Here is a 19,006-nt window from a genome sequence, read left to right as displayed (position 1 = left end):
CTGCGGACGTTCGTTTTTATTTCATCTACTCATTTCGATGCCCCATGTTTGCCCTGATTCCACTCCGTGATGGATGCCGGCAGCGGTCCCTGCTTGAAGGCAAGGATTCCCGTAGTCCGCAGCGGCAGCCCGCTGCGGATTAGTACCAGAATGCGCGAGAGATGATGACAAGCAGAATGAACAGGACGAGAATCGCGCCGATGCCGTAACCGCCGAAGCCGTAACCGCCGCAACCGCCGTATCCGCCTCCGAATCCTCCGTAAGCTGCGCCCATGTGAAGCACCTCCTGTATGGTTGATGGGGTGAAGATGATACAAATTATTCCGGTACGGCTGCCATGGGAAGGACGTTAGCCCTCCTGTCAAAAAGTTGGGCTTATGGGCTCGGCTGAGTTATAATGGAAAAGCAGATGTTCAAGCTTGCTTCTAGGGGGTCCGCTTATGGAAATGAGAGGAATTATGGGAGGGTTCTACCGCATCTCGGAATGGATCATGAGGCTTGCGGTGACGAATATTCTCTGGATCGTATGTTCGCTGCCTTTCGCGTTTTTTGTATTCACGGCATTTTTGTCGACCGGCCTGGAAGAAAATGCGATGAGCATGTTCTACTGGTGGCTGGTCATGGGATTGGCCGTAGCTCCTTTCACGCTATTCCCGGCTACATCCGCCATGTTTGGAGTCGCCCGCAAATGGGTGATGGGGGATCTTGACGTTCCGCTCTTCCGGACCTACTTCCGCCATTACAAAGAAAATTATCTTCAAAGCATGATCGGCGGAATCGTGTATGCGCTCGTATTGGGCATCATGATTGTGGATTTCAAGTATTTCCAAGGCAATTCGAGCCTTCAGCTGGTGTCCTATGTCTTTCTGGGCCTGATTCTGCTGCTCGGGATCTCGCTGTTCAACTTCTTCTCCATGGTCGTCCACTACCATATGAAGACGTTCCAGCTGCTCAAGAACGCGCTGCTCATCACGATCGGAAGGCCGCTCCGCTCGTTCTCGACGGCAATTGTAAGCGGATTTATCATCTATATCAGCTTTTCCACAAAGCTGACATGGCTGATTCCATTTTTCATGGGCAGCATCATCGCTTATTTCGCATTCTGGAACTTTTACCTGACGTACCAGAAAATCCAGGCTCAGACGGAAGCGAGGAACAAGGAAGCCGAAGAAGATGCCCTGGAAGCCGAGCTGAGCGAGGATACCAAGAAATAACGGCCTTTTTAAGCCTCGGCGATTTTACTTTTGTTTCGACAAAGCTTATAATAGCTATACATCCTGCGGTGCTCGTTATGGCTTAACGTGTTTTGAACCAATGGCTGTTTCACGGGAGTTCAACATCGGCGGGCGGCTGACATGCCTTCATTTTATGGAGGATCTCAAAACCCTTCCTGAGGACACCCACCTGCGAGAGCGGGTTCAGAAACAAGCAAGCCAGACGGCACTGCGGGACTATAATTTTAGAGTTCTTCCATGACTCTGACTGCTGTCAGGGCCTTTTTTTTGCAGGGGTATACATATAGATGCCGGAGGGGGAGACCATCACTTGCTGAAACGTACGTTTATCGGACTGCTCCGCAGCTTCGAACAAACAGGCGACAAGGCCAAGGATCCGCAGCTCAAATCCCATTATTACAAGCTATCGAAGGACAAAGCCTGGGAAGAAGTATTGTCCACGCTCAAGAAGATGCAAGGATACAAAGTTCTTCATGACGTGCAATCCGTCGGGGAGATCGTGCTTGAAAAGAGAACGGTTACAGGCAGGACGATGGATATCACGGTGTCGGTCATCGGGGTCGGACCGGTAACATCGGCGGTGGATATTTATTCGGCTTCCCGCGGATCCCTTGGGGATCTGGGAGCCAATTACCGCATTATCCTGGACATTTACCGTACGCTCGACAAGAAGCTGTCCGCCTTCAAGACGACTCAGGCTTGAATATAAAAAAAGCGAGCGAAGGAGTTCATCCTTGCTCGCTTTTCTCTATCGCGGAAGCGGCCTATTGTAAGGCGCGAACCGCTTCGACGGCTGCTTCGTAGTTCGGATGCTCGGTCATTTCGCCAAGAACCTCGACGTATTGGATCGTGTTGTCGGCGTCCAGGACGAAGATCGAGCGCATGTCGAGAGCGAATTCCTTGATCAGGACGCCGTAAGCTTGCCCGAACTCGTTGCCTTTGTAATCGGACAGCAGGGTCACTTGATCGATGCCTGCCGCTCCGCACCAGCGGGCTTGGGCGAAGGGAAGATCGGCGCTGACGGTCAGCACGGCCACGTTGCTGCCGAGCTTGGCGGCTTCTTCGTTGAAGCGGCGGGTCTGGGCGTCGCATACGCCCGTATCGATGGAAGGAACGACGCTGATAAGCTTGATCTTGCCGGCATAATCGGCGAGGGATACATTTTCGACGAGAGATTTGTTCAGGGAAAAGTCCGGCGCTTTATCGCCCTTTTTGAGCTCAGGACCAACGAGCGTGATCGGATTTCCTTTGAAAGCCGCTTGACGTTCTTGTGCCATGGGGAATTCCTCCTTCAACAATGCTTGGGATAGGAAATGCTAGACCATTATAATCGTTCGCTAACCGTGTTGTCCAATCGGCTAAGGAGGAGACGCCTTAATGATATTCCTGCGCTACGAAAGCTTCCGGGGCTACTTGAAGGCCTATCCGGTCACATCGGTGCTGATCGCGCTCAATATCCTCATGTACATCGCCCAGATGGCAAGCGGAGGGTTAAACACCGGAACGCTGACCAGCCGTTTTTTATTTTTTCAAAGCCCGCTGGACCCTTACGGTCTTGAAGAGCCGTGGCGCTATGTGACGTCGATGTTCGTCCACGGGGGACTGCAGCATCTGCTGTTCAACATGTTCGCCCTGCTCGTGTTCGCCCCTCCGCTGGAGAAGCTGCTCGGTTCGGTCAGGTACCTGATCCTGTACCTGCTCAGCGGCGTTGCAGGCAACCTGATCGGCGCGGTCATCGTAACGGGCACCCAGCTGTCGCTGGGCGCTTCCGGGGCAATCTACGGCGTGTACGGGGCCTACCTGTTCATCGCGCTGCTGCGCAAGGGAATGATGGACAAAAGCTCCGAGCAGACGGTGTACATCATTCTGCTGTCCGGGGTCGTCTATTCCGTCATCAATGTCGGCGTCGATCTGTGGGCGCATGTAGGCGGGGCAATCGGCGGCTTCCTCCTGTACGGACTGATGGACAAGAGGGAAAGATACCGCAAGGACCGCTATCGGCGGTAGCAGGGGAGCATGGCATGCGGAAGCTCCCTGATGGGCATGAGCAGACACAAAAGGCGTCCCAGAATATCTGGGACGCCTTTTCGCATGCCGATGAAGGCTACTCGCGGTTCGAGGAGGTGAAGATCATGATGTACTTCACAAGCTCCAGCAAGGAAATCAGCGCTGCAGCCACATACGTGAGCGCGGCTGCGTTGAGGACCTTGGCGACGCCGCGCTCTTCTTCGTTGCTGATGAATCCTTCGGATACCATCAGCTCGCGCGCGCGGCTGCTGGCATTGAACTCGACGGGCAGCGTGATCAGCTGGAATGCGACCGCTACCGAGAAGAATACGATGCCGGCGCCGATAAGGCCCGTGGCGGAGAACAGGAAGCCTGCGATCAACAGAAACGGCGCGATGCCGGAAGCGAAGTTCACGACCGGGAAGATCCGGTGGCGCAGAACCAGCATCGGGTAGCTCTGCTTGTGCTGAATGGCATGGCCGACTTCGTGGCAGGCGACGGAGATGGCCGATATGGAGCTTTCGTAGTACACCGGCTCCGACAGCCTGACGACGCGATGAATCGGGTCGTAGTGGTCGCTGAGGCGTCCTGGGACCGGTTCGATCGGCACATCGTGGAGGCCGTTGGCATCCAGCATGCGCCTGGCGGCCTCGTAGCCTGTCATGCCGCTCATGGCAGGAACTTCAGCCCAGCGGTTGAATGTGCCCTTGACCCGGAACTGAGCCCAGATCGAGAGGCCGAAGGCGATCAGAATCAAGAAGTCCATCGGATGAAAAAACATAGTATCCCTCCATGCTGCATGGTTTGCGTTGGCCTACATGAAATTGCCTTTGTTCAGAATCAGCATCAGCGCCTCGATGCAGGCGGCCGTCTGCGGAATCAGCCGGTTGAAAGCCTGGTTGGCCTGCTTGGGCTTGAGATTCTGGATAACGGGCTCAAGCTCTTTCACTTCACGCTCGAGCTGGCTGAGATGAAGCTGCAGATCACTCAGCTTCTGCGTGACTTGGGACACGGACGAGACTTTGTTCCAGCTGTCCAGCGCCTGCTTGATTTCATCCAACGTATATTTGTCTTTCTTCATTTGTTCTATACGCTTCAGCCGTTCCAAGGTTTCAATGCTGTAGAGCCGATAATTCCCCTCGGAACGCGTCTCGGGGCTGATCAGGCCCAGCTTCGTATAATAATCGATTGTCCGCGCGCTGACGCTGGCCTGGCGGGACAATTCTCCGATTTTCAGCAGGTTCTCGTTCATTCTCCTCCACCATCCTTATAAACCCTAACGCTCTCTATTAAAAACTATGATAATCGCTAACGAACGATGCCGTCAAACAAACGGACTCCAAACGGCCCATATTTTAATGGAAGCGATTGCAGGTAACCTGACATGACCGGCCGACCATCCAATCGCGGTCCATGGAGACGACGCGAAAAGAACCCGACAGGCTTCATGAATTACGAAAGGCCCAAGACGGATGGCTTGGATCGGAGGCCAAACCGGTTAAAAAACTTAACATTCGTTACGATTAGATAAGGGAATGTCGGATATCCTTTGCGTTTTTATTGGATTGTATATTGTCAAAGCAGGTACTTCTGACTATAATGGCATTAAGTCTTTCAAAACGTGTTAGAGAACATTACATTAGGGAGTGGTCGTTGTGGTCAAAAAAAGCTTGATATCTCTCGTTGCCTTGCTGGTCCTGTTCCCGGCAATGGCATTCGCGGAAGATCCTTCCGCCGGAACGCTCAACATGGGACTTAACGCCCTCTGGGTCATGCTGGCCGCCATCCTAGTCTTGCTCATGCAAGGCGGATTCATCCTTCTGGAAACCGGGTCGACCCGCATGAAGAATGCCGGGCATGTCGCCGGCAAGACGATCTTTACCGTAGGCCTTTGTTCCCTGATCTACTGGGCCGTAGGGTACGGCATCGCATTCGGCGGCGAAGGCAACTCGTTCATAGGATGGGGAGACTTCTTCTTGAACCCGGCCAAAGCCTCCGTTGACAACGGCCTTCCAACGACAATCTTCTTCATGTTCCAGCTTGCGTTCGCGGCTGTATCGCTTTCCATCGCATGGGGCGGCTTCGCGGAACGCGCCAAGCTCTCCGTCTACTTGATCTTCACGGTCCTGTTCACAGCCCTCATCTATCCCGTTATCTCCCACTGGATCTGGGGCGGCGGCTTCCTTGCCAAGGACGGCGCGCAGGACTTCGCCGGCTCGACCGTCGTCCACTTGACGGGCGCGTTGGCCGCATTCGCGGGCACCGTGCTGCTGAAGCCTCGCATCGGCAAATTCAACAAAGACGGCTCGGCCAACGAAATTCTCGGCCATAACCAAGTGTTCACGGCTTTGTCCGTCTTGATCCTCTGGGTCGGCTGGTTCGGCTTCAACGCCGGCAGCACGGTTGCTATCGGCGACGGATTCTTCGGTTACGTCGCGTTCAACACCCAGCTCGGAGCGGCTGGCGGCGCTGTCGCAGCCCTGCTCATCTCCTGGGCGGTCATGGGCAAGGCCGACATCGGCACGACGCTGAACGGAGCTCTCGCGGGCCTCGTCGCCATCACCGCTTCCTGTGCCTTTGTCGATCCTTGGGCCGCTGTCGTGATCGGCCTCGTCGCCGGCGTCCTCGTCTTCTTCAGCGCCCGTTTCTTCGAGAAGATCAAAGTCGACGATCCGATCTTCGCGATGTCCGTTCACGGCGCCGCCGGCATCTGGGGCACGCTCGCCAACGGCATTTTCGCCACGCAGGAGCTGGCAGACAAAGTCGCGGTAGGCCGCGGAGGCCTCATCGACACCGGTTCCTGGCATCAGCTGTGGGTTCAGCTTGAATCGGTCGTCATCTGCGGCGCTTACGTTCTCGTCGTCAGCTTCGTGCTCCTCGGCATCATGAAGTTCGTCATGGGACTTCGGGTTACGGAAGAGCAGGAGATCGCCGGCCTTGATCTCAGCGAGCACGGCAACTACGGCTATCCGGAGCAGCTGAAGAAAGCAAGCCAGAATATCCAAGCTTGATCCCCGGCTTCATGGTATGCTGATAGCAAGAGGGGAGAGAGCCGAATGACGGATTTGGGATGGCAGCAGCTGCTGCAAAGCATAAGCAATGCGGACAATGCCGCAGGCTTGCGCCGAATCCGCGAATCTGTCCATGATATCATGATCAGCCGGCTGCCTCAGCAACAAACGGAACCATTCTACGGCGAGCTCAACGATGTGCATGATGCCATGGTCAGGCGCTGCATCTGGCTCGCGCAAAAGGAACTGGCACGGCTCGGGAAAGGCAATCCCCCCGTGCCTTTTGCGTATCTTTTGTTCGGCAGCGGGGGCAGGATGGAGCAGACCCTGCTCAGCGATCAGGATAGCGGGATGATCTACGCGGATCCGCAAAACGAGGCGGATGCCGTTCATTGCAGGGACTATTTCGAGCTATTGGGAAAAGAGACGGTCCAGTTGCTGTTGATGGCGGGATACCCTCTGTGCGAGGGCAATGTGCTGAGCAGCAATCCGGACTGGTGCAGCTCCGCCTCGGTATGGAAGGCTCGGCTGGGGGAATGGTTCAGGGAGCCCGCATGGGAAGCGGTCCGGTACCTGCTGATCGTCGCGGACAGCCGCTGCGTGTACGGCAGCGCCGAGCTCCATGCCGACATGATGAGCCATTTCTACGGAGATATCCTCAGTTCACCGCTGATCGTGAGAAGGATGCTGGACAATACGATGAAGCACAAGGTGCTGCTCAACGTGTTCGGCCAGCTGCTCAAGGAGCAGTACGGAGCGGATGCGGGCAGTCTGGATATCAAGTACGGGGCTTATATTCCGATGGTGAACGCCGTAAGGATGCTCGCCATTGAAGCCAATCTTCGCGAGACTTCCACCCTCGGACGGATCCGGCTTCTGGAGCAGGCGGGCGTCGTCACCGCCGAAGACGCCAGGGAGTGGATGCAGACGTTCCGCTTGTTCATGAGGCTTCGCATGATGACGACGGAAAAGCTCGAGGGAGGACAGTTCTCCACGAACGGGAAGCTGTCTGCCCGGAAGCTGAGCAAAGAAATGGCTGAAGAACTGAAAAGCGGCCTCAAGCTCGGGAAAAAGCTGCAGCGGCGTGTGTACAGGCACACGATGGGCAGGCTTTGACAAGAGCGGAGGGAGGTTGGAATGAAGGAAACCAAAGGCGTGAACCGGATGTGGCAGCTGTACAAGATGGGCGGCGTTACGCCGGCCATCGCCTCCATGCTCGGCGCGCAGAATGCGCAGCAGATGGCTTTCATGCGTTCGATGAACAAGGATCTGCGCAAGCAGGCTATGCTCGATACTCCTTTCGAGGAGATGGAGACGATCGTTTTCGATTTGGAGACGACGGGCTTCTACCCTTATAACGGAGACGAAATCATCAGCTTCGGGGCTTTGCTGCTCAAGGGCGGGGCTGTGCAGGAGGATAAGTTCTTCTACAGCCTGGTCAATCCGAAACGAAAGGTTCCTCTCCACATTACCGAGCTGACCGGCATCACGAGCGGAATGGTCGAAGAGGCTCCGGATCTCCTCGATGTCCTGCACAGCTTCATGGAATTTTGCGGCAGAAGGCTGCTCATCGCGCATGGAAGCGGCCATGACAAGCAGTTCCTCAATGCCGCTCTCTGGCGGACCTCGAAGGTGAACCTGTCGCATCGGGTGCTGGATACGATGATGGTCGCCAAGTGGCTGAACCCCGGCAGGGAAGCCTACGGGCTCGACGAGCTGCTGGAAGAGGAAGGCATTCCGGTCACCCAGCGGCATCACGCGCTCGAGGACTGCAGGATGCAGGCCCAGCTATGGCTCAAATACCTGGACAGAATCCGCTCCCGGAACATCAAGACGCTCGGCGATTTATACGCGTACCTCAGCCAGCACTAGCTTGCGGAGTCCAGCTCGGGACGGCCTGAACGCCGCGATCTCCGGCCGGTCTCTATCCATCAGCGAAACGATCCACATGACGAGCCCTCCGGCGATGCCGGAGGGCTCGTCCGCGTCGGAACGAGTCCACATGGGATGGGACCTGTCCAGGTCGGACGGGAATGCGGGAGTGCGCGGATGGGAATGATAGATGCCGGCAGCATCCAATCCTTCCCGGCGCAGGCGATAGAAGAGCGCAACCCATTGCTCCGGTCCGAAGGCGTAGCGGGTCCCGGAGTCGGCATGGCCGTTCGGTACGGGCAGGACGGCCGTTACGATCCGCAGAGGATCGTCCAGCCGGCACGCGGCGATGCCGCAGCATTCTTCAAGTGGAGAAGCCAGGCAGCTCCGAAGCATGGCTTCAAGGGCATCCGGCGTAATCCGCGCGATGGAGGACATAATGATCACCTCTCGGTTCGTGTGTCGCTGGCTCATGCGCCAAGTTGAGCGCCAAGTCCATTCATGATAACATGACGGTACTAATGTCTAACAGAGAATGAAGGTAGGTCGCGCTATGAAACGGACAGGCATCATCATCGTATTGGCTTGCGCCGCGGCTTTGCTCGGAGGCTGGATGTGGAAGAGCGGTTCACTCGCCTCTCTGACGACCTCGGGCGAACCGGCTTCCAAGCCGAAGGCCGGTTATGAGGCTCCCGCATTCACGCTGCCGGGTTTGGACGAGCGTCCTTATTCCGTCGGCGGACCGCGGGACAAGCCGGTTTTGATTAATTTCTGGGCTTCCTGGTGCGGTCCTTGCGACATGGAAGCGCCGGATCTTCAAGCCTTGTATGAAAAATACGGCGACAGAATCGATTTCTACGGCATCAATGCGACCAGCTACGACCGTGAACGCGACGCGCGCAAGTTCGTCGACGAGAAGAAGCTGACCTTCCCGATTCCGATGGACCGCGATGGAGAGGTCGCCAAACTGTACAAAGTAAACAATTTTCCGACTTCGCTGCTGATCGGTCCGGACGGCAAAGTGCTGGAGCGGATACCGGGCGTCATCCCCCGCGAGGAATGGGAGAAGAAGCTGTCCGGCCTGGTTGCAGGCGGAGGAGCCTCCTGACGTTCTAAAGGCTGTTCTCATGAACGCGCCGGTCAGCGGGCAGGAAGGCATTTGGCGGCAAGAAAGGATTGGAGGGATTGCACAGCAAAAGCCCGGCCAGATGGCCGGGCTTTTGCTGTCTGCTGCAAGAGGTGGAAAGAGCGGCCGGTATTCAGGCCAAACTCAGTGGTTGATGACGCCTTGGCGGGGCGAATGGTCTTCGCCGACGGCCGGCTCGACCTTGGTCATGCCGAGAAGAGCGTAGCGCAGGCTGTCCAGCAGGGCTTCCCAGCTTGCTTCAATGACGTTGCCGGATACGCCGACCGTATTCCAGCTGCTCGTGAAGTCGCTGGATTCGATCAGGACGCGGACCTTGGCTGCGGTCGTGTCCTTCTCGTCGAGCACGCGGACCTTGTAGTCGGCGAGATGAATGTCGTTGATGCGCGGGAAGAACGGCAGCAGAGCCTTGCGGAGCGCATTGTCGAGCGCGTTGACTGGACCGTTGCCCTCGGCGGCGGTGTAGACGGACTCGCTGCCGACCCGCAGCTTCACGATGGCTTCGGTGACCATCCCGTGGGCTGTTTTTTCCAGCAGAATCTTGAAGGAATCGACCGTGAAAATTTCGTCCAGGCCGCCGAAAGCATCGCGAAGCAGCAGCTCCATGCTCGCCTCCGCGCCTTCGAACTGATAGCCCTGATGCTCCAGATCCTTGATCCGGTCGATGATGGATTTCGTTTTCTCGTTGTTCGCGCTGACATCCAATCCCATCTCCTGGGCTTTGGAGATGACGTTGCTTTGGCCGGCGAGCTCCGAGACGAGAATGCGCTGCTTGTTGCCGACGAGCTCGGGAGAGATATGCTCGTACGTCTTGGAGTCCTTCAGAATCGCAGAGACGTGGATGCCTCCCTTGTGGGCAAAGGCGGCATTGCCGACATAAGGCTGCCCTACAGGCATGCTGACGTTGGCGATCTCGCTGATATAACGCGCCGTAGGAGTCAGCAGCTTCAGATTCGCTTCTTCGATGCAGGCGTAGCCGAGCTTGAGCTGCAGATTCGGAATGATGCTGCATAGATTGGCGTTGCCGCAGCGCTCGCCGTAACCATTGATCGTGCCCTGAACCTGGAGCGCCCCTGCCTGTACGGCGGCCAGCGTATTGGCCACGGCCAGCTCGCAGTCGTTATGGGTGTGGATGCCGAGCGGGGCTCTCAGCTCCGAGGCGATGCGGGAGACGATGCCGCCGACTTCTCCTGGAAGCGTGCCGCCGTTGGTGTCGCACATGACGAGCCAGTCTGCTCCGGCTTCCTGGGCCGTCCTCAGGACGGCAAGGGCGTACTCCGGGTTGTTCTTGTAGCCGTCGAAGAAATGCTCCGCGTCGAAGATGGCTTCAAGACCTCTCTGCTTCAGGAAGGCGATGGAATCATGGATCATGGAGAGATTCTCCTCCAGCGTCGTGCCAAGCGCGGTGTGGACGTGGAAATCCCAGGATTTCCCGACGAGAGTCGCGGCCTGAACGCCTGATTCAGCGATCCGAAGCAAGCCGGCATCCTGAGCGGCGACGGCATTTTTGCGGCGCGTGCTTCCGAACGCCGTGATTTTCGCGCGAAGCCCGAGTTTTTGCACCCGCTGGAAAAACTCGATGTCCTTGCTGTTGCTTCCAGGATTGCCGCCTTCGATATAATGAACCCCCAGCTCGTCCAGCTTGCGGGCGATTTTGAGCTTGTCGTCGGCGGACAGGCTGATGCCTTCCCCCTGGGTCCCGTCGCGCAGGGTGGTGTCAAAGATGGAGATGGCTTGGTTCATACCGGAAGTGCCCCCTTTAATGTCTTAACCCAGCAATGTGTGAAAGCATTCGACTCTATAATGCTCTATTATATCACCTTGCCATGTCAGGATAGAAGTGAAGATGCATAATTTTCGCTCTTTTGGCTGGCGTCAGGATGAAAAGAACCGAATTTGGCGGCGAGAAGAGGCTTTTCGGCCTCCGATAGGTTCATATGGGCATAAAGCAGATTCCAGGCGGATGAAGGGCAGAAGCCTGCAATGCCCCCGTTTGTTGACCATGACGGCAGGCAGGGGTATGCTGGATGAACAATGGGGAGGAGGAGGAAGGATGGGCAAGAAAGAGACCGGCGGCGCGAAAAAAGGCCGGATCATTTTGCATTTGGACATGAACGCTTTTTACTGCTCGGTCCATGAAGCCGAAGAGCCCGAGCGGTACGCGGGCAAGCCTACGGCCGTAGCCGGCAGCGTCGAGCTTCGCAAGGGAGTCATCGTCACCTGCTCCTACCCCGCGCGCGCGAAAGGCGTTCGCACCGGGATGACGGTCCGGGAAGGCCTGAAGCGATGTCCGGAGCTTGTGCTCATCCAGCCTGATTTCAACCTCTACAGACGCTACTCCCGAGGGTTTATGGAGATCGCGTCCGCTTACACCCCTCTGATGGAGACCGTATCCATCGATGAATGTTATCTGGATATTACGGGCTCAGGCATGTTCGGCAGTCCCGTCGAAATCGCCCAATCCATCCAGGAAAGAATTCGGATGGAATGGTCGATTCCCTGCTCGGTCGGCATCGGGCCGAACAAGCTTCTCGCTAAAATGGCATCCGATATGAAGAAGCCGTCCGGATTGACGATTTTGCGCATACGCGATGTTCCGAGACTTCTTTGGCACAAACCCTGCGACGCGTTGTTCGGCGTCGGCCGAAAAACCGCCGACAAGCTGCGGAAGCTGAACATCGCGACGATCGGCGACCTTGCGGCAGCCGACGAATCGCTGCTGACTTCCCAGTTCGGCGTATACGGCGCCCATATGAAGGAAGCGGCCAACGGAATCGACCGCTCGCCGGTGCGGGAGACGAGGGAAGCGAGCAAGTCTGTCGGCCATACGACGACGCTTCCTGAGAATGTGACGCGGCGGGAAGACGTGCACCGGGTGCTGCTCAACCTGGCCGATCAGACCGCCCGCAGGATGAGACGGAAGGGATTCCTCGCGGGAGGCGTGCAGATCACCGTCCGCTTCCCGGATATGACGACGCTCACACGCTCCCGCGCGCTCGATAAGCCGATCGAGGATGCGGGCGTCATCCACCGCGAAGCCTGCAAGCTGTTCGATGAGCATTGGAAGGAAGTCGTGCCGATCCGCCTGCTCGGCATCACCCTTCACAGCCTGCATCCCAAGGAAACGGCCGCGGTGCAGCTCGATCTGTTCGATTACGAAAGCGAGCCGCGCCGGGAGGCATTGACCAAGGCGATGGACGCCATGCGGGATAAATATGGAGAGGGTGCCGTGCTGACAGCCGGCATGCTCGGCGACGACCCTTCGACGCTCATCCGCAACCGCCGGATTAGGGGTACATCCTTGCAAATTGATGATGATTTTGTTATAAATTGATGTGTAAAGTCAGACTTACGACAGGGAATCATACACTTGCCTGGTCAAGGGAATGCTGATGATGCATGACACATAGAGGAGGGAATACCATGTCTAAATATACTTGGGTTGACAAAGACACCTGCATCGCATGCGGAGCTTGCGGCGCAACGGCCCCGGATATCTACGATTATGATGATGAGGGACTGGCCGAGACGATCTACGACAAGGACGGCAACACCGGCACGAAGGCGATTCCTGAGAATCTGTACGAAGATCTGCAGGACGCTGCGGACGGCTGCCCGACGGATTCCATTCAAATCGCGGACGAACCGTTCAATATGTAAATTTTTCATGAACTTATCATGCCTGCTCCCGACTGCCGGGAGCAGGTTTTTTTGTTTCGGACGCCGAACAATATGGTCTTCGGCAGCCGATATAGGTTGAATAGGAACGGGAAGGGGGCGGCGGGATGGACAGCGGTGGAAGCGCAGAGCCTAATGAGGGCGGCGGTACCGGAATCGAGGAGCTGAAGGCATACGTCAAGTCGCATCCAGGCAACAGGCTTGCATGGTTCTTTCTCGGCAAAGCCTACGGAAGGCAGGGAATGGATGCGAAAGCCAATTATTGCTACCTCAAGTCCGGCAGCGTGTACGAAGCGTTCGAAAACGAAGCCCATCCGTTGACGCTCGGTTCGGGACCGCTGCATGCCATGCTCGAAACCTGGGATCGGGACAGGAGGCGCAAAAAGGGAGCGGCAAGGATTGCGCTCGCAATCCTCGCCGCGTTCATGCTGGCATCCGCAGCGGCCGCCCCGGGCGTGCCGACGCAGCTGTCCCAGACCGTCAGCCTGCCTGAAGGAAGCAAGGCTGGAGAAGCGCTGCCTGCGGCATCAGCGGCATCCAAGGACGGCATGAGGCGAACCGTTGTCTGGGTGGACAGCGATCAGACGGGAACTGCCGCTGCGGCAGCGATCGGGGCTCTGGAAAGCGATGACGCCCTTCCATCCTCAGCGGCGTTCACGCTGTCACGATCCGGAGGCTACTACCGGTGGCAGGCGGGGGCCAAGGGAGTGCTGGAAGCTTCGCGCTCCGACGGCAAGGGATCTTACGCCGTGCAAACGGCCGGCATTGAGGACTGCGCATGCGAAAGCGGCTTGTCGGAGGCGGCGGACCGCCGGATCCGGGAGGAGACTATTTTTCAGGAGCAGGCCTGGTCGACGATCAGCGGCATCAGGCAATTCAAGCGGCTCAACGGGAAATGGCCGGTCTCAGCCGAACAGCTTGCAGGGGATTATCCGCACAACATCCTCCCCGGACTCCCTGACGAGGCGGAGGAGCATTTTCCCGAGTGGCTGCGGCAGGCTCGCCAAGTCGGGGCGGGCGCTCCGGCGAGCGGAGGCGCTGGCGGAGCGGCGCAGCCGGCGGCCGGAAAGGCTTCCGGCAAGGAAGGCGTCCTGCAGGAGGCGATGACGGCGACGCTGAAGATCGTCGTCGACCCCCATTCGAGACAGCTTGCGCTCATGAGCGGCGCCGTCGTTGTCCGCGCCTATCCGGTAGGCGTCGGCGGCGGCAAGACTCCGCGCGGCAGCTTCGCCATATCGGAGAAGGTGCGCAACCCGAACGGAAGCTCCAAAGGTCCGTTCGGAAGCAGGGGCATGACGCTCTCGGACACTCGGTATGCCATTCATGGCACGGACGAGCCCGACTCGATCGGAACCGATCGATCGCTCGGCTGCATCCGCATGACGAAGGCTGATCTGGAGGAGCTGTACGATCTTGTGCCGCTCGGAACGGAAGTGGCGATCGGCGACGGCAAGCTGGCTTTCCTCCAGCAGCAAGGGGAAGCTGAACGCGAAAAAGGCCGCTACAAGGTGCGGCCGAGTTCCCGGGAAGAAAATCCGGACAAGGTATACGACTGGCTGTAGGGCTTGGGCTGATCGGCTGAAAATCAAAGGCTGATCGGCTGACGATCAGCGCCGATCAGCTGAAGATCAGAAGCAGGATCATGACGATGGCGAAAACGGCGAAGATGGAGGCGGCGACAATGATGGCCTTGCGGTTCGGCTGCTCGCTCGCCGGAGCCTTTCTAGTCGGAGGCTTGCGTTTGGCTGTGCTCATGCTTATCGACCTCTCCTGAAGGATGATGGCAGTGCTTGTACGGTTATTGTAATCGCTTGCCGGAGAAATGGGCAAGCCCTTCATCCATTCGGCAAGGCCGATTCAGCGGATGTCTCCATACGGGAGGATTTTTCTGGTGGAGAAAAAAAGAAAAAGAACCCGCAGAATTAATGCAAGCGCTCCCCGAACGACCGGCGCCCTTTTCTTTTGCTGCTGAACAAGATAAACTGAAAGGCAGAGCCTTTTTTGCCGTGCAGGACTGAATCCGTACGGCCGACATCTCTACATACCTACGCAAACGTCCGCCGCCACACAGGACGGCGAAGCCGTTTTGCTTGAACGGAAACGGAGTGGACTTCTTGCTGTACCAATACTTTGCCAAGCCGTTTTTTTTTCGGCTTGATCCGGAAAAAGCGCATCATCTGGTCATTGACGGCCTTCATCAAGCTTCCCGTGTGCCGGGCATGACCGCCTTATTGCGCGGCATGTACGGCGTGCCGGGATATCCCGAGCTCAGCATGGATCTTCTGGGGCTCTCCTTCGCGCATCCTGTAGGCCTGGCCGCGGGACTGGACAAAAACGCAAAGTCCGTGGAAGGCTTCTCCAGCGTCGGCTTCGGGTTCATGGAAGTCGGCACCGTGACGCCGCTCCCCCAGCCTGGCAACGAGCTGCCGAGGCTGTTCCGGCTTCCGGCCGACGAAGCGCTGATCAACCGGATGGGCTTCAACAACGACGGTGCCGCCGCCATGGCCGGGAGGCTCGGCAGCCTCAACGCCAGGCCGATTCCCGTATTCGTGAACATCGGCAAAAACAAGGCGACTCCGAACGAGCTCGCCCATGAGGATTACCGGCGCTGCGTCAAGGAGCTGTTTGCATACGGCGATCTATTCGTCGTCAATATCAGTTCTCCCAATACGCCGGACCTCAGGGCGCTTCAGCTTGGAGACGAGCTGAAGACGCTTCTCCAGGCCGTGAAGGAAGAGATGGCCATGCAGGCGGCCAAGCATGGATCGGCGCCGAAGCCGGTGCTGGTCAAGCTGGCGCCGGACATGACGCCGGAGCAGCTTGCGTTCTCGGTCGATACGATCGCTGCGAGCGGAGTGGAGGGCATCATCGCCACGAATACGACGCTGTCCCGCGACGGACTCACCCATGCCAACGCCTCGCAGGCCGGAGGCATGAGCGGCCGTCCGCTGCGCGAGAGATCGACGGAAGTTGTGGCCGCCATCTACAAGCAGACCGGCGGGAAGCTGCCGATCATCGGATCCGGCGGCATCTTCACGGCGGAGGATGCGTATGCCAAAATCAGAGCGGGCGCATCGCTCGTGGAGATTTACACCTCGATGATCTACAAGGGTCCGGGGATCGTGAAAGAAATCGCGTCAGGTCTCAGGGAGCTGCTGCTCCGCGATGGGCACTCCCATCTGCGCGAGGCTATCGGCGCCGATCATCACTGACAAGACAGGAGGCGGACGGATGGACGGCCGGGATTGGAACCAATTTCTGCAGCCTTATGAACAAGCGGTAGAGGAAATGAAAGTGAAATTCAAAACGCTGCGGACCGAGCTCAAAGCCCGGGAATCCTATGCGCCCATCGAATTCGTGACCGGCAGGGTGAAGAAAATATCCAGCATCCTGGATAAAGCCCGCCGCTTGAACGTGCCGATGGACCAGCTGGAGACGGGCATCGAGGACATCGCAGGCATCCGCATCATGTGCCAGTTCGTCGACGACATCCTGCGGGTCGCTGCAATCATCCGCTCCAGGCAGGACCTGAAGCTGGTCTACGAGAAGGATTACGTCACCAACTTCAAGGACAGCGGCTACCGCAGCTATCACATGATCGTCGAGTATCCGGTGCAGACGGCGATCGGCTTCAAGAAAGTGCTTGCCGAGATTCAGATCCGAACGCTGGCGATGAATTTCTGGGCGACGATCGAGCATTCGCTCAACTACAAGTACAAGCAAAGCCTGCCGGAGGAAGTGAAGCTGAGGCTGCGCAAGGCATCCGAAGCGGCGTTCAACCTCGACACGGAGATGTCGAGCATCCGGCATGAAATTCTGGAAGCGCAGATCGGCTTCGAGGAAGGCTCCAATATCGTCAACAAAGTGCTCAGCGATATCCAGGACCTGTATTTCTACAGGCGGGTGCGCGAAGCGGTGCAGTTCCAGCTCAAATTCAACGAGCTGTGGGAGCAGGGAGACACGTTCGAGCTCAAGCAGCTCGCGCAGGAGATCCAGTACTCTCTCCACAAGGCGAGAAAGGGCGGAAGCCCAACCGATTAAAAACGGTCCCGGCTTCTTGCCGATGGATAGTTCATCTGCGCTTGCCGGATACGGGCAAGCCTCGACGCACGGCAAAGCGGGACGATGTTGTCCCGCTTTTGGCATTTTCACCCGAATTCAGAGAAACCCTCGAGGAATAGATGCAATCGAAAGGAATGATGGCTGATGGTCAAAAGAATTCGACTCGACAAGCTGCTCTCATCGATGGGATACGGCTCCAGAGCCGAAATCCGAAGAATCGTCAGGACAGGGATCGTGACCGTGGACGGCTCGGTCGAGAAGGACAGCGGCCGCATCGTGGATCCCGGCGCCGAGCAGGTCCGGTACGATGGAGAGCTTGTGGAGTACCGGGACAAGATCTATCTCGTGATGAACAAGCCGCCTGGAGTCATATCGGCGACAGAGGATTCCCGGGACCGGACGGTGATCGATCTGCTGGACCCCCGGGACCGTGTGCTGGAGCCGTTTCCGGTCGGAAGGCTGGACAAGGATACCGAAGGGCTGCTGCTGCTGACGAACGACGGACAGCTTGCGCATGACCTGCTGTCCCCGCGCAAGCATGTGCCGAAAACGTACTATGCGCTTGTGGAAGGCGACACGCCCGTAGGCGAGAACGACCGGGAGCAGTTCGCCAAGGGAGTTACGCTTGAAGACGGGTATACGACCCTGCCGGCAGAGCTGGCCATCGAAGGCATAGCCGAGCCGGAGGCGGGCGGGAGCACCGGCGTGACGACCCGGGTCCGGCTGACGATCCACGAGGGCAAGTTTCATCAGGTGAAGCGTATGTTTTTATCCACAGGGCGGAAGGTCACCTATTTGCAGCGCATATCCATGGGCTCCCTCGTGCTTGACGGCACTCTTGGCCCGGGAGAATATCGCGAGCTTACCGCGGCCGAGCTTGAAGGGCTGAGAAACGCTTCATCCAATGAGGACGGTAAAGATTGATTATAGCTGTGTTGAAACTTGTATGCGGCTTCAGGATATGAGTAAATGAGGTTGTCGGACCGACACATCCTCTACTGGAAGGAGGCTGATACAAATGGATCAGGCATACGAGGTGGTCTCCGCCTAAGGCGGAGACCATGCCAAAAAGGGAGGCCCTAACCAGGCCTCCCTCGTTATTTTTTCGGCAAGGAAGGATTACGCAAGCAGACAGCGAATACCATTAAACAGAACTGTTGCGACAGCAACAGTCAACATTTTGAAAGGAGGCGCAGCAAATATGAAAATCATGAACATGATTTCCGTTGCTGTAAGGCAAAAAGGCATTCTTGCCGCTAGTCGTCGTTTGGTCGTCAAGGGTTACGCAATTGAGGAGGTAGGGAACCTTGAATTACAAAAATGGAAAAGACGTGCTTCCCCCTAGTTTGCTGCAGGAGCTGCAGAAATACATCAACGGGGAATTGATTTACATTCCGAAGCAGCAGGAAAGGCGCGCTGCATGGGGAGAGCTCAGCGGCTCCCGCAAGATGATTCAGCGACGCAACGAAGACATTTACCGGCATTACCTGCGTGGCCTGACCTTGGCGGACCTGGAGAAGAAATTCCATCTATCCGTCGAGAGCCTGCGCAAGATCGTGGTCAAGATGAGAGCAGCCGGCGTCCGCCTGGAGACAGCGGCAGGTTCCTCGGCCTTGAGGCCGGAAGGAACCGGCGTCCATTCCTGATCATGGCAGCCGTGAAGCCGCTTGTCCTGGCATCCAATCAAAAAGAACCGCCACTCCAAAATAGGAGGGCGGTTCTTTTTGATTGGATGGGGCGACTGCGCAGCAGCTTGATCTATACCAAGAAAACTTGGGATACGATGACGAGCAGGATGAACAAAACCAGAATGATAGCCGTGCTTGTGTAACCTGCGCCAACGCCCGGGCCATAACCTGCACCTGACATGTGGTTCCCTCCTCTGCGGTTCCGGCAGCGATGCTGCTCTGTACGATAACCTATGCCCGCCGGGCGGATTGTGACTAGACATTCGCCCGGATGAGGGAATAAATGGGCAGGAGCCCGCTTGGAGAAGG

Annotated in this window: 23 protein-coding genes, 1 other RNA gene and 2 pseudogenes; 17 read left to right on the top strand and 9 right to left on the bottom strand. The window is 57.2% G+C overall.

Features of this window, described 5'->3' with window-relative positions:
* Positions 1-139: 139 nt before the first annotated feature.
* Positions 140-274, bottom strand: coding sequence for a hypothetical protein (locus tag PHU01S_RS11275; protein ID WP_021880148.1), 135 nt, complete (start codon positions 272-274; stop codon positions 140-142).
* Between the two features lie 166 nt (positions 275-440).
* Here PHU01S_RS11275 and PHU01S_RS11270 point away from each other — a divergent pair, with 166 nt between their 5' ends.
* The 3 genes and pseudogenes from PHU01S_RS11270 to PHU01S_RS11260 form a co-directional block, all read left to right on the top strand.
* On the top strand, positions 441-1,214 hold the full coding sequence (locus PHU01S_RS11270) for a YesL family protein (RefSeq protein ID WP_048744924.1): 774 nt from the start codon (positions 441-443) through the stop codon (positions 1,212-1,214).
* Positions 1,215-1,271: 57 nt separating this feature from the next.
* Positions 1,272-1,456: non-coding RNA, 6S RNA (gene ssrS, locus PHU01S_RS11265), on the top strand.
* An 89-nt stretch (positions 1,457-1,545) separates the two neighbouring features.
* A pseudogene (locus PHU01S_RS11260) lies at positions 1,546-1,836 on the top strand (DUF1499 domain-containing protein); the annotation flags it as partial.
* A gap of 29 nt (positions 1,837-1,865) precedes the next feature.
* On the opposite strand, the pseudogene PHU01S_RS27140 reads toward PHU01S_RS11260, so the two are convergent.
* Together PHU01S_RS27140 and tpx are read right to left on the bottom strand one after the other, a co-directional pair.
* Positions 1,866-1,904: pseudogene (locus PHU01S_RS27140) on the bottom strand (hypothetical protein).
* A gap of 95 nt (positions 1,905-1,999) precedes the next feature.
* The gene (gene tpx, locus PHU01S_RS11255) at positions 2,000-2,512 is read right to left on the bottom strand and encodes a thiol peroxidase (RefSeq protein ID WP_048744925.1); all 513 of its coding nucleotides are present in this window, start codon (positions 2,510-2,512) and stop codon (positions 2,000-2,002) included.
* Between the two features lie 100 nt (positions 2,513-2,612).
* On the opposite strand from tpx, the gene PHU01S_RS11250 reads away from it, so the two are divergent.
* Complete coding sequence (locus tag PHU01S_RS11250; RefSeq protein ID WP_127507657.1) at positions 2,613-3,242, top strand: rhomboid family intramembrane serine protease; 630 nt, start codon at positions 2,613-2,615, stop codon at positions 3,240-3,242.
* A gap of 97 nt (positions 3,243-3,339) precedes the next feature.
* Here PHU01S_RS11250 and PHU01S_RS11245 read toward each other — a convergent pair whose 3' ends face one another.
* Together PHU01S_RS11245 and PHU01S_RS11240 are read right to left on the bottom strand one after the other, a co-directional pair.
* Positions 3,340-4,023 carry a zinc metallopeptidase gene (locus tag PHU01S_RS11245; RefSeq protein WP_021880153.1) on the bottom strand — a complete coding sequence of 228 codons (684 nt, stop codon included), beginning with the start codon at positions 4,021-4,023 and terminating at the stop codon, positions 3,340-3,342.
* 33 nt (positions 4,024-4,056) lie between these two features.
* Positions 4,057-4,494, bottom strand: coding sequence for a helix-turn-helix domain-containing protein (locus PHU01S_RS11240; RefSeq protein ID WP_021880154.1), 438 nt, complete (start codon positions 4,492-4,494; stop codon positions 4,057-4,059).
* A 457-nt stretch (positions 4,495-4,951) separates the two neighbouring features.
* Between PHU01S_RS11240 and PHU01S_RS11235 the strand changes: the two genes are divergently transcribed.
* Genes PHU01S_RS11235 through PHU01S_RS11225 form a run of 3 tightly spaced genes read left to right on the top strand, consistent with a single transcriptional unit; the run spans position 4,952 to position 8,125 of the window.
* Positions 4,952-6,253, top strand: a complete 1,302-nt coding sequence (locus PHU01S_RS11235; protein WP_048744931.1) for an ammonium transporter — start codon at positions 4,952-4,954, stop codon at positions 6,251-6,253.
* 45 nt (positions 6,254-6,298) lie between these two features.
* Positions 6,299-7,369 carry a DUF294 nucleotidyltransferase-like domain-containing protein gene (locus tag PHU01S_RS11230; protein ID WP_021880156.1) on the top strand — a complete coding sequence of 357 codons (1,071 nt, stop codon included), beginning with the start codon at positions 6,299-6,301 and terminating at the stop codon, positions 7,367-7,369.
* Between the two features lie 21 nt (positions 7,370-7,390).
* A complete protein-coding gene (locus PHU01S_RS11225; protein ID WP_048744926.1) occupies positions 7,391-8,125 on the top strand; it encodes an exonuclease domain-containing protein in 735 nt (244 codons plus the stop codon).
* Here the strand turns inward: PHU01S_RS11225 and PHU01S_RS11220 are convergent.
* Positions 8,099-8,563 (bottom strand): M67 family metallopeptidase, encoded by a 465-nt coding sequence (locus tag PHU01S_RS11220; RefSeq protein WP_048744927.1) that lies wholly within the window; start codon positions 8,561-8,563, stop codon positions 8,099-8,101. The genes PHU01S_RS11225 and PHU01S_RS11220 overlap by 27 nt on opposite strands.
* A gap of 115 nt (positions 8,564-8,678) precedes the next feature.
* Here PHU01S_RS11220 and PHU01S_RS11215 point away from each other — a divergent pair, with 115 nt between their 5' ends.
* On the top strand, positions 8,679-9,233 hold the full coding sequence (locus PHU01S_RS11215; RefSeq protein WP_049867078.1) for a TlpA family protein disulfide reductase: 555 nt from the start codon (positions 8,679-8,681) through the stop codon (positions 9,231-9,233).
* A gap of 162 nt (positions 9,234-9,395) precedes the next feature.
* On the opposite strand, the gene cimA is transcribed toward PHU01S_RS11215, so the two are convergent.
* Positions 9,396-11,012 carry a citramalate synthase gene (gene cimA / locus PHU01S_RS11210; RefSeq protein WP_048744928.1) on the bottom strand — a complete coding sequence of 539 codons (1,617 nt, stop codon included), beginning with the start codon at positions 11,010-11,012 and terminating at the stop codon, positions 9,396-9,398.
* A 310-nt stretch (positions 11,013-11,322) separates the two neighbouring features.
* Between cimA and PHU01S_RS11205 the strand changes: the two genes are divergently transcribed.
* The 3 genes from PHU01S_RS11205 (at position 11,323) to PHU01S_RS11195 (ending at position 14,509) form a co-directional block, all read left to right on the top strand.
* A complete protein-coding gene (locus PHU01S_RS11205) occupies positions 11,323-12,603 on the top strand; it encodes a DNA polymerase IV (RefSeq protein ID WP_127507655.1) in 1,281 nt (426 codons plus the stop codon).
* Between the two features lie 89 nt (positions 12,604-12,692).
* On the top strand, positions 12,693-12,929 hold the full coding sequence (locus PHU01S_RS11200; RefSeq protein ID WP_021880162.1) for a ferredoxin: 237 nt from the start codon (positions 12,693-12,695) through the stop codon (positions 12,927-12,929).
* Positions 12,930-13,054: 125 nt separating this feature from the next.
* Positions 13,055-14,509 (top strand): L,D-transpeptidase, encoded by a 1,455-nt coding sequence (locus PHU01S_RS11195; protein ID WP_127507653.1) that lies wholly within the window; start codon positions 13,055-13,057, stop codon positions 14,507-14,509.
* A gap of 55 nt (positions 14,510-14,564) precedes the next feature.
* Here the strand turns inward: PHU01S_RS11195 and PHU01S_RS25765 are convergent, their stop codons facing one another.
* On the bottom strand, positions 14,565-14,702 hold the full coding sequence (locus PHU01S_RS25765) for a hypothetical protein (protein ID WP_021881892.1): 138 nt from the start codon (positions 14,700-14,702) through the stop codon (positions 14,565-14,567).
* Between the two features lie 56 nt (positions 14,703-14,758).
* Here PHU01S_RS25765 and PHU01S_RS26300 point away from each other — a divergent pair, with 56 nt between their 5' ends.
* The 6 genes from PHU01S_RS26300 (at position 14,759) to PHU01S_RS11170 (ending at position 18,655) form a co-directional block, all read left to right on the top strand.
* The gene (locus PHU01S_RS26300; protein ID WP_127507651.1) at positions 14,759-14,965 is read left to right on the top strand and encodes a hypothetical protein; all 207 of its coding nucleotides are present in this window, start codon (positions 14,759-14,761) and stop codon (positions 14,963-14,965) included.
* A gap of 96 nt (positions 14,966-15,061) precedes the next feature.
* Positions 15,062-16,159 carry a quinone-dependent dihydroorotate dehydrogenase gene (locus PHU01S_RS11185; protein WP_127507675.1) on the top strand — a complete coding sequence of 366 codons (1,098 nt, stop codon included), beginning with the start codon at positions 15,062-15,064 and terminating at the stop codon, positions 16,157-16,159.
* A 19-nt stretch (positions 16,160-16,178) separates the two neighbouring features.
* Positions 16,179-16,988 (top strand): GTP diphosphokinase, encoded by an 810-nt coding sequence (gene yjbM, locus PHU01S_RS11180; RefSeq protein WP_048746106.1) that lies wholly within the window; start codon positions 16,179-16,181, stop codon positions 16,986-16,988.
* 165 nt (positions 16,989-17,153) lie between these two features.
* The gene (locus PHU01S_RS11175) at positions 17,154-17,933 is read left to right on the top strand and encodes a pseudouridine synthase (protein ID WP_127507649.1); all 780 of its coding nucleotides are present in this window, start codon (positions 17,154-17,156) and stop codon (positions 17,931-17,933) included.
* A 277-nt stretch (positions 17,934-18,210) separates the two neighbouring features.
* Positions 18,211-18,354 (top strand): hypothetical protein, encoded by a 144-nt coding sequence (locus PHU01S_RS25760; protein ID WP_021881895.1) that lies wholly within the window; start codon positions 18,211-18,213, stop codon positions 18,352-18,354.
* On the top strand, positions 18,317-18,655 hold the full coding sequence (locus tag PHU01S_RS11170) for a CD3324 family protein (RefSeq protein ID WP_021881896.1): 339 nt from the start codon (positions 18,317-18,319) through the stop codon (positions 18,653-18,655). The genes PHU01S_RS25760 and PHU01S_RS11170 overlap by 38 nt, the downstream gene beginning before the upstream one ends.
* A 112-nt stretch (positions 18,656-18,767) precedes the next feature.
* On the opposite strand, the gene PHU01S_RS26665 is transcribed toward PHU01S_RS11170, so the two are convergent.
* Positions 18,768-18,878 carry a YjcZ family sporulation protein gene (locus tag PHU01S_RS26665; protein ID WP_083688350.1) on the bottom strand — a complete coding sequence of 37 codons (111 nt, stop codon included), beginning with the start codon at positions 18,876-18,878 and terminating at the stop codon, positions 18,768-18,770.
* Positions 18,879-19,006: the final 128 nt, after the last annotated feature.

This window comes from Paenibacillus humicus NBRC 102415, assembly GCF_004000905.1.
Lineage (GTDB): Bacteria > Bacillota > Bacilli > Paenibacillales > Paenibacillaceae > Paenibacillus_O > Paenibacillus_O humicus.
This window is presented reverse-complemented; position numbering and strand designations above follow the sequence as displayed.